The organism is Bacillus sp. ABA4_010, assembly GCF_056159105.1.
Genome location: NZ_JBSWUN010000003.1, coordinates 1,673,354 through 1,686,381, shown reverse-complemented (window position 1 = coordinate 1,686,381; position 13,028 = coordinate 1,673,354). Strand labels below are relative to the sequence as shown.

The following is a 13,028-nucleotide window of genomic DNA, read 5'->3' as shown; positions in this document are numbered from 1 at the left end:
TAACATTCACATCCTTTAAAGGAGGTTATCTTGATGTCTTTTATCCCACTACCGAAACGAGAGAAAACGGCCTTCATCGTCTTTTGCGACTTCGATGAAACGTATTTTCCTCATCACTATGACGAAGAACTAACAAAAAACATCCATCAGCTGGAGGAGTTTATTCGTAAACAAAGCGAAGAACATGGCTTGCGGTTAGGTTTCGTAACAGGAAGCGGCCTTGATTCTGTTTTCAGCAAAATGAAAAAAGCCGGTATGCGCTATCTCCCCCATTTCATCGCCAGCGATTTAGGGACCGAAATCACCTATTTCCACGAAGACGGGACTGTACATACCGATGAAGAATGGGTGTCGCAAATAAACAGTGAACACTTTCATGAAAGGACGATTCATGCTATCCGCTCTCTTTTAGAACAGCAAAGCGGCATTGTACTGGAACCGCAAACACAAATGGGCGCCTCTAAGTATAAGCATAATTTTTACTATTATTCAAAAGGTGACGATCAAGAAGCATTGGAAACCATCCGACAAACGGCTGCTTCTCATCAGATTGGCATAAACATCAATCGATGCAATCCTTTAGCAGGAGACCCTGAAGACGCATATGATGTTGACTTCATCCCGCTCGGAACAGGAAAAAGCGAAATTGTCCGCTACATACTGCAAAAACACGACTTATCCGAACAGCAGGCCGCAGCTTTTGGAGATAGCGGCAATGACTTAACTATGCTAAAGAGCGTAAAATTCGGTTATTTGCTGGCAAATGCCACAGAAGAAGCGAAAGCACAACATGCAAACATCACCGCTGACCGGTATGCAAAAGGCATTTTAACGACCTTACAGCACATCTTCATTTGATTCAAGAACATTTACAATGGTTACTCACGACACTTGAATTGATTCGCTTTATATAGTCTTTAATTTACAATTTTCATTTACTTTTGGAGGCATTAAATGCATATAGTAGATATACTTAAAAACAAAAAAGTTAAGGTAATCGAAATACCAAAATGGGGGCCGTATTTACGGAAGCAATAAAGATAGAAAATGAACCATTTTTTTCACCAAACACATAACAAAAGGCCAATCCTAAACGGACTGGCCTTTTCATAAGCGGTAATTAGTTGACCGCTTTTAAAATATTTTGGATTTGAAGCTCTCTTACTTTACGTGGTAAGAAGCTGCGGATTTCATCATCGTTAAAGCCGATTTGAACGCGTTTTTCGTCTAAAATAATCGGTCTTTTTAAAATTCCAGGTTGCTCGATGATAAGTTTGTACAGCTCGCTTAATGTTAAATCATCTAAGTCGATGTTTAATTGTTGGAACACTTTTGAACGCTCAGAGATAATTTCTTTTGTTCCCTCTTCTGTTAAACGGATGATTGATTTAATTTCGTCTACTGTAAATGGGTCTTTGAAAATGTTTCGCTCCACATATTCAAGTTCGTGCTTTTCTAACCATGCTTTCGCCTTACGGCATGATGTACAACTTGGTGAAGTATATAACGTAATCATTCTATTCACTCCTTTAAATAGTCCGCTCTACTATATTTTGATTCATTTAATGACTCTCGAATTCGAGATAAATTTTATAAAAAAAGCTGTTTAGTTGATTATTTACTTTTATTTATGTTATCTTGAAGAAAATTATCTTTAATTTAATGTAATTATAAAATACCCTTCATGGTTTGTCAATGGGGTTTTTTATTGTGCAAGCCAAGTGTGTTCATCTCAACATTAAGCCTGTTTTTCTCCATAACAAACAAAAAAAGACGTCCCAAACCTACTATGAGCTGGCACGTCACTTTTTCTCTAAAACGATACTTTTAGCGTGTTTCTTCCTATTATAATGGTTCTACTTGTTGGGGAATTGTCTTTTTATAAGTCATTCTCCTTTGTTGCTGCATTAAAAAGAAAAAGACTCCTAACAGCACAAGCAAGCCGCCGACAATTTGCCAGCCAACGAGACGCTCCCCAAGCAGCATGACCGCTAAAGCTGTTGCTCCGACCGGTTCCCCTAAAATACTCATCGAGATGGTCGTCGCATTCACATAATTTAAAAGCCAGTTGTTGATAAGGTGCGATAACGTCGGCACCGTTGCCAACAAGAAGAAAATGCCCCATTCGCGCGCTTCATAACCACCAAGCGCAACACCCATGCCGAGATTATACAGCGTCAGCACAATGGAGGCCGACAGAAATACACAAAAGCTGTAAATCCAATGAGACACCTTTTTCACCGTACTTTGCCCGATTAATAAATAGCCGACAACTGCGATGACACTTAAAAAGGATAGAATATCGCCAAGAATCGCTTCTTGACTTAACCCGAAATCTCCCCAGCCGATCATGACCGCTCCTACAATGGCAATCCCCATCGTCATCAAAGCCGGGAATGTGGTTCGTTCTTTATACAATAAAAAACCGCCCGCTAGCGAGACGATTGGCTGAAGCGCAAGAATGATGGTCGAACTTGCGACCGTTGTCAACTTCAAAGACCCGAACCAAAGTAAAAAATGAAGTGCTAAAAAAAAACCGGAACAAAATAAAAAGAGCCCGTCTTTTTTCGTTATTTTTCGGAATTCCTCCCGTTTTGCCCATACAATCGGCAACATAAGCAAGCTGGCGAGCCATAAGCGATACATACTTAAAATCGATGCCGGTGCATCCGACCACTTAACAAAAATAGCCGAAAACGAGATGGCAATAATCGAGATCACTAATGGCAAGCCAATTGATTTTCCGTTTTCACCTTGCTGCACATTTCTCCCACCTTTTCTCTGTTCCTGCCATTATTATAATCCTTCCTCCATATTCTGTCATGCCTTATTTCAAGAGGAAAGCAGGCAGCAGGCGGGACATCTCTTTAAGAAAGAGAAGGTTCTCTAAAGTTTTTTTGCCCCATAACGTAATACACGTCTTGGCGGCTGCTCAAAATGAAAGAAGGACCTGGTTTTCCTCTCTTAGCGCGGTGACCAGCTAAGTGTACTTCACTCGTTTCCCATCCTTTCCAAGCCTCTTCTGATTCCCAGCGAATCATGATGATTACTTCTTCCTCCCCTTTTCGCTGCTTTTTCTTCATCACACTTAAGTCGATAAAGCCTGGCTGTTCTTCAATAATCCCTTCTCCTGCAAAGCGTTCGACCATTTGATCCGCGTATCCTTCTTCGACAGAAATCGTCTTCATTTGAATAAACATTGTCCATTCCTCCATTGCTATGATGTATAGTACACATTATAGATGATAGTGATTCTCAATATCAACTAATAACTATCCAAATTTAAACAATTTTTCCACATCGACCTATTGAAGCATTTGCCGCACTAATTCCTTATTTCGTTTTTTGAACACAGCATTATGAGAAGACACCATCGCACTTTTGCTCGCGTCCGGCTCAATAAATTGCTTCGCTTTATTGACCGCGTTAGCCGCATCTTGAAACGCTCCGGCAATTAAATTTAACTTTCCGTGATGCTTTAAAATATCGCCCGCCGCATAAAGCCCCGCAACCGACGACTCGCTGTTCGCATTTCCGGCAATGTAATAGGCGTCTGCAACGACGATATTTAGCTCACTGTTTTCCAACAACGCCGCATCGCGTTCATATCCATGATTAATGACGACTTCATCGACTGAAACATACGAAACCTCTCCTGTTTCATGGTTGGTCAGCTCGACTTGCTCAACCGCTTCATGATCCGCACTCGCCACAAGCTTCGTAATAGAGGTGTGAAACAAACACTCGACCGAGCTGTTCAACAGCTGCGTAATTTGTGCTTCATGTCCTGATAAAGCCCTTTTTCGATGCGTTACATAAACACGTTTCGCGACAGGCTCCAATTCATTCGCCCAGTCAATCGCTGAGTTGCCCCCACCTGAAATGATGACCGTTTTATCTTTAAAATGTTTTAACGACTGAACGGTATAATGTAAATTTGACACTTCAAAGCGTTCTGCCCCTTCAATGTCAAGCTTTTGCGGCTTCAATATCCCGCTTCCGACCGCAACGATGACCGTTTTGGAAAAATGGATTTGACCAGAAGCCGCCTTTAATTGAAACAGCCCTTCTTCGTCTCGGGCAATGGACTCGATTTTTTCGTTTAAGACGACCGTCGGGTTAAATGTCAACCCTTGTTGGACAAGCTGTTGGATTAATATCGCTCCTGGGATAGGAGGCTGACCGCCAATATCCCAAATCATTTTCTCTGGATAAACATGAATTTTCCCGCCTAGCTGCGGCTGATATTCAATTAGCTTCGTTTTCATTTCCCGTAGTCCGCTGTAAAAAGCAGAATAAAGCCCAGCAGGCCCTCCCCCGATAATAGTTACATCAAATATTTCCTTCTTATTCATCTATGTTCACTCCTTATCAAACAAACGAAAACGATTCTCATTATCAACAAATTATACGCTCTCTTTTCCACTTTGGCAATATAAAGAACTATTGACAATGAAAACAGCGGGCTTTATAGTATGTAATGAGTCGATACTGATAATCATTATCATATATATTTGTAAACAACCAACATGGAGGTGGCAAAATGGTCCGTCTATACACGGAAAACTTACATATTGGCTATGATGAGCACCTCATCGTGAAAGATTTAAGTGTAGAAATTCCCGACAAAAAAATTACGACCATTATTGGATCAAATGGATGTGGAAAATCAACGTTGCTGAAGGCCATCACAAGGCTTATCCCCCACCAAGGTGGAACCGTCATTTTAGATGGAGAAAATATCGCCAAGGAAAACACGAAATTACTCGCCAAAAAAATGGCGATTTTACCGCAAACACCGGAAGCAGTCAGCGGTTTAACCGTTGGCGAGCTCGTATCGTATGGCCGCTTTCCTTATCAAAAAGGATTCGGTCGACTCACCAAAAAAGATTATGAAGTGATTGACTGGGCACTCGAAGTGACCGGAACGAAGGACTTTAAATTCCGAACGGTCGATGCCTTATCGGGCGGTCAGCGCCAACGTGTGTGGATTGCGATGGCGCTCGCGCAGGAAACCGACATCATTTTCCTTGACGAACCGACGACCTATTTAGACATGGCGCATCAGCTGGAAGTGCTGGAGTTACTGCAAAAATTGAATGTTGAACAACAGCGAACCATTATTATGGTGCTTCATGATTTGAACCAAGCAGCCCGCTTCGCTGACTACATGATCGCCATGAAAGCTGGAGAGATTATCAAAGCTGGAAGCTGCGAAGAAGTCATGACCCATGACGTGCTGAAAAAAGTGTTTCATATTGATGCTGAAATTGGCCGTGATCCAAGAACGAACAAGCCGATGTGCATCACTTACAACTTATTAAAAGGAGAACAACAACATGAAAAAACTACTAGTTCCATTCCTGCTGCTGTTGGTGCTCATTATTAGCGCTTGCGGAAACACGGAAAAAGAAAACGCAACTCCAACCGAAAACATAGCTGAAACCATTACATACGAATCAGAAAACGGACCGATTGAAGTGCCCGCAAATCCTGAGCGTGTGGTTGTGCTTTCTTCATTTAACTCAGGCAGTGTAATGGCTTTAGGGGTTAATATCGTTGGAATTGATACTTGGTCTAAAAGTAACCCTCGTTATGAGGAATATATTAAAGATGCCGTAGAAGTATCCGATGAAAGCCTTGAGAAAATCATTGAGTTAGAGCCTGATTTAATTATCGCGACACCAGATAGCAAAAACCTTGATAAGCTAAAAGAAATCGCTCCTACTGTCACGTATACGTACGGAAAAGTCGATTATTTAACACAGCATTTAGAAATGGGGAAACTTTTAAATAAAGAGAAAGAAGCGCAAGCGTGGATTGATGACTTCAAAACACGTGCTGCAAACGCTGGTGAAGACATTAAAGCAAAAATCGGCGAAGATGCAACCGTTTCAGTCATTGAAAACTTTGATAAGCAGCTTTATGTATACGGTGATAACTGGGGCCGCGGCACAGAGATTCTATATCAAGAAATGAAATTAGCTATGCCTGAAAAAGTGAAAGAAACAGCTTTAAAAGACGGCTATTATGCGTTGTCTGTAGAGGCTCTTCCTGAGTTTGCAGGAGACTATATCATTTTTAGTAAAGACTCTGACACTGACAACTCATTCCAGGAAACAGAAACCTATAAAAATATTCCTGCCGTCCAAAACAATCGAGTATTTGAGGCTAATGCTAAAGAATTTTTCTATAACGATCCGTTAACGTTAGATTTCCAACTAGACTTTTTTGTTGAAAATTTTCTTGGAAACTAATTCTTTAAAGCTAAAGCTTCACTCTAGCTAGTTTCCTTCATTAACCTCTTAGGAAAAAGGCTCCGTTACGAAAATCTGCACATTTAGTAGATTTTCATGACGGAGCCTTTCACATGGCATTCCGCCACTTTAACCATTTTGACCACTTTACGTTAATTAACATCAATAAAAAAGATGGGAGACTGCTGATGAAACGAAATCACCCTTCCTTTCCATTTGTTTATAAACTTTTTGGAGGACTACTTGTATTTAGTTGTATGTTCATTGCCGCCTGTGTATTTGGAGCCGCTGACACGACGGTCAAAGATGTATGGCTTGCGCTTACTTCAAACACTTCCAGTGATGAAATTTTAATTATTCGCGAAATCCGTCTGCCACGCGAAATAGGTGCTGTTGTAGTAGGAGCTGCTCTTTCAGTTGCTGGTGCGATTATGCAAGGGCTAACGAGAAATCCCCTTGCTGATCCCGGCTTGCTAGGTTTAACAGCTGGAGCGAATGCTGCTTTAGCTATCACATTGGCACTCATTCCTACTGTCAATTATTACGGCATTATGGTTGCTTGCTTTATCGGGGCGGCTACGGGGGCCATTATAGTTTTTGGAATTAGTACATTAAAAAAAGGTGGATTTTCACCTCTTCGTATTGTCCTAGCGGGTGCCGCCGTATCTGCTTTCTTATTTGCTATCGCAGATGGTGTTGGGCTCTACTTTAAAATTTCAAAAAATGTATCTATGTGGACTGCAGGTGGATTGATTGGAACGAATTGGAATCAACTTCAAGTACTTGTTCCATTTGTTCTAACTGGCATTATAATTTCACTTTTATGTTCCAGACAGCTGACCATCCTCAGCTTAAGTGAAGAAATTGCCGTTGGACTCGGTCAAAAAATAATGGTCGTAAAAACCATTCTTTTTATAGTGATTATTCTGCTCTCAGCAACTTCTGTCGCACTTGTCGGAAATATTGCCTTTGTCGGACTGCTTGTTCCGCATATCGTTCGAATAATCGTCGGGACAGATTACCGCTTCATTTTACCGATGTCAGCCATTGTCGGGGCAAGTTTTATGTTGTTTGCCGATACGGTCGCACGCATGATTCATGCACCATATGAAACACCGATTGTCGCCATTGCGGCGGTCATCGGCTTGCCGTTCTTCCTAATCATTGTCCGTAAAGGAGGGAAAGCATTCTCATGATCGAGCCAGCTTTGCTAAAAAAACAGCGAATGTTATTCATTTCCTTACTTCTGTTGATTGTCTTAACGATTGTCACTGGAATGGGACTAGGCTATGCCTCCCTCTCTTATGACAGGCTGATCCCTACCTTGCTCGGTCAAGGAACGTTTAAAGAAGAGTTCGTTTTATTTTCGATTCGCTTGCCGCGTATTTTCATTACCCTGCTCGCTGGAATGGCTCTTGCTTTATCAGGGGCCATTTTACAAGGAATCACCCGAAATGACCTCGCCGACCCCGGAATTATTGGGATTAACTCCGGGGCAGGTGTCGCTATTGCCGTTTTCTTTTTATTTTTTCCGATTGATGCAGGCACATTCGTTTATATGTTGCCGCTCATCGGGTTTATTGGGGCACTCATTACGGCTGGCCTCATTTATACCGTGTCATACAACAAACGAGCAGGCCTTCAGCCCGTCCGCCTTATCCTAGCAGGCGTCGGCTTTTCCATTGCGCTGTCTGGGTTAATGATGGTGCTTATTTCAGGGGCAAAACGAGAGAAAGTGGACTTCATCGCCAAATGGCTTGCCGGAAACATTTGGGGCACTGACTGGCCTTTTGTGCTCGCTCTCATTCCGTGGTTAGTGCTTCTCATTCCATTCACATTATATAAAGCAAATCGCTTAAATTTGCTTGGACTGAGCGAACCTGTCGCTATCGGAGTTGGTGTTTCTCTTGAAAAAGAACGGGCGGTGCTCACCTTAGCAGCCGTCGCCCTTGCCGCTTCGGCCGTTTCCGTAACCGGAGGCATCACCTTCATCGGACTGATGGCCCCACATCTCGCCAAAGCATTAGTCGGACCGAGAAATCAGTTGTTCATCCCGATTGCCATTTTACTCGGTGGCTGGCTCCTATTGTTTGCCGATACAATTGGCCGGAACATCGGTGAAATCCCTGCCGGCATCGTGGTGGCAGGGATTGGTGCTCCGTATTTTATGTATTTGTTGTGGAAGAAGTGAATTTGTTGGAAAACGAAACCGCCCCTTGATAAGTACATCAAGGGGCGGTTTCGTTACAAATTCGTCAAAAACATCGAGAGCGGTGGAAAATACGTAATGATAAGCAAGTCGCATACCATGATGAGAATGAACGGGGCAACTGCCCGAACGAGCTTGTCGTAAGAGACATCGGCAATCCCTTTGACGATGAATAAATCCAGTCCGACCGGAGGTGTAATGAGGCCGATGGATAAATTGACCACCATCACGACCCCGAAGAAAATTGGGTCAATCCCTACTCCCATTGCAATTGGCAGTAAAAGCGGCGTTAAAATCGTAATTGCCGCAGAAGCGTTCAAAAAGCAGCCGGCAATGAAAAAGACAATGTTAAACATGAGCAAAATTAAATATTTATTATCCGAAAAGCTCGTTACAAGCATAGCAAGTTGCTTCGGAATTTGCTCTGCTGTAAGAAGCCAGCCGAACAAGTTCGCAGCCGCAATGATGAACACGACCATCGCCGTCATTTTGCCGGCATTGAGAAAAGCCGCCGGAATGTCTTTCCATTCCATATCTTTGTAGACGAATTTATTAATAATAAACGCATAGGCAGCAGCTACCGCCCCTGCTTCTGTTGGGGTAAAAATGCCTCCTCTAATCCCGATAATGATAATTAAAGGCAAAATGAGCGCCAAAATTCCTTCCAAAAAAGTTCGCTTAAACGAAGTAAACTCAAATTTTCCTACTTCTTCCGAGTAGCTGTGCTTTTTCGTCAGCCAATAGTTGAGCGTCATAATAGACAGTCCGATTAAAATGCCTGGGACAATGCCTGCTGTAAACAAATCACCGATTGACACGCCTGCTGTAACCCCATACACAATCATCGGGATAGATGGCGGAATGACGACAGCAATGGTACCGGCACTCGCTACCGTCGCAGCAGCAAACCCTTTGTCATATCCCTTTTCTTCCATCATCGGAATCATCATTTTTCCAACCGCGGCTGTATCAGCAGCTCCGGAACCGGAAATCCCCGCAAAAAACATGCTCGTGAGCGTTGACACTTGAGCGAGACCTGCCCTAATCCAGCCTACGGTCGCAAAGGCAAAACCAGCAATCCGCCGCCCCATGCTTCCAGACATCATAAATTCACCTGTCAGCATGAAAAACGGAATCGCTAACAGCGGAAACGAATCGACAGATGTAAGAATCCTTTGGGGCACGACTTCCAGCGGAATATAATAAATACTTGACAAAAATCCCGCCACAGATGCCCAAATGAGCGAAATGGCAATCGGAACACCAAGCAACATTAACAGAAACAGCACTATTAAGACGACAACCGCTACTGTCATTCAATTTCCTCCTTTTTTATCCTATCGTAGTCTTTTCACTAGGAATCTCAACTGTCAAAATCTCGTTTGTTACAGATTTTTCTTGTGGGGATGTTAGTTCAAACAAATGGACAGTCGCATGAAGAAGACAAATGAGGGAAGAAATAAGCACCGTCCCATAGATAAGGGTCATATTCAGTCCCATCGCAGGGGAAATTTGCTGGCTCGTAAACTGTAATATCCTCCAGCCATAGACCATTAAGAAAAGAAACAGAGCGGAATTAGAAATTTCAATAAATATGAGTAGTTTCTTTTTTACGTTTTCAGATAGATAGTGATGAAGAATTTCTACTTGGGCGTGGCCCTTACTTTTGTAAACAATCCCGATTCCTAAAAAAACAATCCAAACGAATAAATAACGAATTAGCTCTTCAATCCACGTCAAGTTAAAAACAGAGAAATCAATCATTGGTATTAGTTGCTTCATAACGGGACTTTGGAGAACGAAGCGTGAAAATACTTGATAAACGGTAGACAAGAAAGCGATAACAAAAAATAGAATCAAAACAAACCGGCTTGCTCGATCGACTTTTTCACTCAAATTCCCAATTAACAACCTCATGGTAAAGCCACCTCCACACTTTATTTCATACTTTTAATTTTATCCAGAAGCTCTTTTCCAAGAGATGGTTCAAATTCCTCGTAGACGGGGCTCACTGCTTCTTTGAACGATTCAATATCTGGGTTTTCTTCAATTTGAATGCCTGTTTTTCTCAACTCTTCGAGCAAGAGCTGCTCATCCTTCAGCGCGACCTTTCTCTCGTAATCTACCGCTTCCTTCGCCGCACCTTTAATGACTTTCTGCAAATCTTCTGGCAATGTATCAAACGTCGTTTTACTCATAATGAATACGGCGGCATCGTAGTTGTGAGCAGTCAAGGTGAGATGCTGTTGAACCTCTTGAAACTTATTTAAGTAAATTTGGGCAAGTGGATTTTCTTGACCATCTACTACCTTTTGCTCTAAAGCAGTGTAAAGTTCTCCGAATGGTACTGGTACGGGTGTCGATCCAAGTGCCTTCACAAAGGAAATATACGGCGGCGATTCTTGAACACGCAACTTCAAGCCAGCCGCATCTGCGCTCGTTTGAATCGGCTTTTTATTGTTCGTCATATGCCTCCAGCCATTTTCCATATAGCCTAAATTGATTAATCCCCGATTTTCTAAGTCGGAAGCAATTTCCTGTCCAATGTCTCCGTCCAATACTTTAAAGGCATGCTCACGACTTTCAAATAAATACGGTAAATTCAAAAGATTAAATTTCGGAGCGAAATTGGTGACGGGGGCAACAGAACCGATATGAAAATGGATGGAACCAATTTGTGCCCCTTCAATTTGATCTCGCCCATTCCCAAGTTGACTGCTTGGAAAAATGTCAATTTGAATGCGCCCATCAGACTGTTTCTCAACCAATTCTTTAAATCGTAACGCCCCTTTTTGATATGGATGAGTCTCTGTCTGCAAATGACCGAGCCGTAAAACATACTCCGCATCCGACTTGCTTTCTGTAGCCGCACTGGAACAGCCCGCAACCAACAATAACACCATAACCGCTAAAATGGAGATGTACCTCTTCATTAAACACCCTCCCAAATCAGATGTAAGCACTTACATTTTTGTGTATAATGTTTCATGCAGCGGGATCTGGTTGCCGTCAAAACGGGAATCTTCTTTACCAAAAAGAAAGGACAGATGGTAAATGCTCTCCCTTTATTAACCTTTTTCTCCACTATGGTAATTCCGCACTGACTGATTCGATTCCTGTCTCCTAACGCTGTTTATCCTACGTTTTCTTTTTCTCTTTTTACACGATCCCCCTTCTAATTTTTACTGTCCCCCTTCATCACCATCTTGGTTCAGTCACCCAACCAATAATTTTATTTTATTTTCAATTTTCAAAAAAATCAACCTTTTATTTTTAACTTTCAAAAGAAAAACGGTTGATGGATGAATGGAAAAGTGTTTAAATAAAGGTATAGTGGTTGGGTCACTTAGCCAATTTTTATTTTTGAGGGGGTATAAACTTGAATAATGCAGGAGCAACTAATGTGAAAGAAGAACATGCCATTCCGCTTCACGCCCACCGGAAATCCCAATTTTTACAGAAGCATAAAGGATGGATTAAAGGCGTTGTGTTAACCATTGTACTCGCCCTTATTGCCGGAACAATCGCCACACTTCCCTTTTTCTCCATTATGGGCGTGATGATTTTATCCATCTTGCTCGGAATGAGTTGGAAAGGGCTGATGGACGTTCCGACAGATGCCGCAGCAGGCATTACCTTTAGCAGCAAAATCCTTCTTCGAGCGGGCATCATCCTCATGGGGTTACGATTAAACATCGAGCAAATCTTATCCGCCGGTTTCTCCATTCTCTTCATTGATATCATCGTCATCGCATTTACCCTTATTGTCATGATGTATATGGGAAAAGCATTGGGCATCGACCGTCACCTGTCCGCATTAATCGCAGTCGGAACAGCTGTGTGCGGAGCAGCGGCCATCGTCGCCGTCGCCCCTCTCATTGGAGCGAAAAAAGAATCGACGGCCATTTCCGTCGCCTTTATTGCCATCATGGGAACAATTGTTACAGTGTTCTACACGTTTTTGTATCCGGTTCTCGGGTTGGACCCGTACGATTACGGTGTACTCACAGGATCCACCCTTCATGAGCTCGCCCACGTCATCGCAGCCGCTGCACCTGGAGGCGATGTCAGCAGCGACACTGCTATTCTCGTCAAATTGGGCCGTGTCGTGCTTTTAATTCCAGCTGCCCTCATTTTAGGACTCCTCTTCAATAAAGCCCCTGCTGGAAAAAGAAAGTGGAAAGACTTGCCTGTTCCATGGTTCATCTTTGGCTTTTTGGTTATGTGTCTCATCAACACGGTCGGTGTGCTTTCCGAAGGACTGACTCAAATGCTAATCGCCTTAAGCATTTTCCTGCTGTCAATGGCAATGGCGGGACTTGGATTGAGCGTCAATTTCTCCGAATTTAAAAAATTGAGCGGAAAAGTGTTGTTTACTGGTGCAGCCGGTTCTGTGGCCTTGATTGTCCTCGGTTTTTTATTTACGAAAATGTAAAGGATTGAGATTGTTTGAAAAAGGGAAATTTGCCCCTTTTCAGGCAATCTCTTTCTCCATCTGCAATTATTTTGTTGATAAGGAATGTTTGGAAATGATTTAATGAAAGAAGAGGTTGGGTCAATGG

Annotated in this window: 14 protein-coding genes; 7 read left to right on the top strand and 7 right to left on the bottom strand. The window is 42.5% G+C overall.

The window, feature by feature from the left end; translation table 11 throughout:
• Positions 1-33 precede the first annotated feature (33 nt).
• Both ACXAEO_RS09540 and ACXAEO_RS09535 read left to right on the top strand, forming a co-directional pair.
• Positions 34-858, top strand: a complete 825-nt coding sequence (locus ACXAEO_RS09540) for an HAD-IIB family hydrolase (protein WP_474880226.1) — start codon at positions 34-36, stop codon at positions 856-858.
• Positions 859-954: 96 nt separating this feature from the next.
• Positions 955-1,038: a DUF4275 family protein gene (locus tag ACXAEO_RS09535; RefSeq protein WP_474884067.1), complete on the top strand. Its 84-nt coding sequence runs from the start codon at positions 955-957 to the stop codon at positions 1,036-1,038.
• Between the two features lie 82 nt (positions 1,039-1,120).
• Here ACXAEO_RS09535 and spxA read toward each other — a convergent pair whose 3' ends face one another.
• The 4 genes from spxA to ACXAEO_RS09515 all read right to left on the bottom strand — a co-directional run bounded on the left by spxA (position 1,121) and on the right by ACXAEO_RS09515 (position 4,355).
• Positions 1,121-1,516, bottom strand: a complete 396-nt coding sequence (spxA, locus tag ACXAEO_RS09530; RefSeq protein WP_474880225.1) for a transcriptional regulator SpxA — start codon at positions 1,514-1,516, stop codon at positions 1,121-1,123.
• Between the two features lie 329 nt (positions 1,517-1,845).
• On the bottom strand, positions 1,846-2,763 hold the full coding sequence (locus ACXAEO_RS09525) for a DMT family transporter (RefSeq protein ID WP_474880224.1): 918 nt from the start codon (positions 2,761-2,763) through the stop codon (positions 1,846-1,848).
• A 104-nt stretch (positions 2,764-2,867) separates the two neighbouring features.
• The gene (locus ACXAEO_RS09520) at positions 2,868-3,200 is read right to left on the bottom strand and encodes an antibiotic biosynthesis monooxygenase family protein (RefSeq protein WP_474880223.1); all 333 of its coding nucleotides are present in this window, start codon (positions 3,198-3,200) and stop codon (positions 2,868-2,870) included.
• Positions 3,201-3,305: 105 nt separating this feature from the next.
• Positions 3,306-4,355, bottom strand: a complete 1,050-nt coding sequence (locus ACXAEO_RS09515) for an NAD(P)/FAD-dependent oxidoreductase (protein WP_474880222.1) — start codon at positions 4,353-4,355, stop codon at positions 3,306-3,308.
• Between the two features lie 188 nt (positions 4,356-4,543).
• On the opposite strand from ACXAEO_RS09515, the gene ACXAEO_RS09510 reads away from it, so the two are divergent.
• From ACXAEO_RS09510 to ACXAEO_RS09495, 4 genes are all read left to right on the top strand, one after another.
• Entirely contained in the window at positions 4,544-5,389 is an 846-nt protein-coding gene (locus tag ACXAEO_RS09510) for an ABC transporter ATP-binding protein (RefSeq protein ID WP_474880221.1), read from the top strand.
• Positions 5,340-6,257 (top strand): iron-hydroxamate ABC transporter substrate-binding protein, encoded by a 918-nt coding sequence (locus ACXAEO_RS09505; RefSeq protein ID WP_474880220.1) that lies wholly within the window; start codon positions 5,340-5,342, stop codon positions 6,255-6,257. The genes ACXAEO_RS09510 and ACXAEO_RS09505 overlap by 50 nt, the downstream gene beginning before the upstream one ends.
• A 188-nt stretch (positions 6,258-6,445) precedes the next feature.
• Positions 6,446-7,453: a FecCD family ABC transporter permease gene (locus ACXAEO_RS09500; protein WP_474880219.1), complete on the top strand. Its 1,008-nt coding sequence runs from the start codon at positions 6,446-6,448 to the stop codon at positions 7,451-7,453.
• Entirely contained in the window at positions 7,450-8,448 is a 999-nt protein-coding gene (locus tag ACXAEO_RS09495) for a FecCD family ABC transporter permease (protein ID WP_474880218.1), read from the top strand. Before ACXAEO_RS09500 ends, ACXAEO_RS09495 begins: the two co-directional genes overlap by 4 nt.
• 53 nt (positions 8,449-8,501) lie before the next feature.
• Here the strand turns inward: ACXAEO_RS09495 and ACXAEO_RS09490 are convergent, their stop codons facing one another.
• The 3 genes from ACXAEO_RS09490 to ACXAEO_RS09480 are packed head-to-tail and all read right to left on the bottom strand — an operon-like array spanning position 8,502 to position 11,399.
• Positions 8,502-9,782, bottom strand: a complete 1,281-nt coding sequence (locus tag ACXAEO_RS09490; protein ID WP_474880217.1) for a TRAP transporter large permease — start codon at positions 9,780-9,782, stop codon at positions 8,502-8,504.
• Positions 9,783-9,798: 16 nt separating this feature from the next.
• Entirely contained in the window at positions 9,799-10,383 is a 585-nt protein-coding gene (locus ACXAEO_RS09485; RefSeq protein ID WP_474880216.1) for a TRAP transporter small permease, read from the bottom strand.
• 20 nt (positions 10,384-10,403) lie between these two features.
• Entirely contained in the window at positions 10,404-11,399 is a 996-nt protein-coding gene (locus ACXAEO_RS09480) for a TRAP transporter substrate-binding protein (RefSeq protein ID WP_474880215.1), read from the bottom strand.
• A 446-nt stretch (positions 11,400-11,845) separates the two neighbouring features.
• On the opposite strand from ACXAEO_RS09480, the gene ACXAEO_RS09475 reads away from it, so the two are divergent.
• A complete protein-coding gene (locus tag ACXAEO_RS09475) occupies positions 11,846-12,901 on the top strand; it encodes a YeiH family protein (RefSeq protein WP_474880214.1) in 1,056 nt (351 codons plus the stop codon).
• Positions 12,902-13,028: the final 127 nt, after the last annotated feature.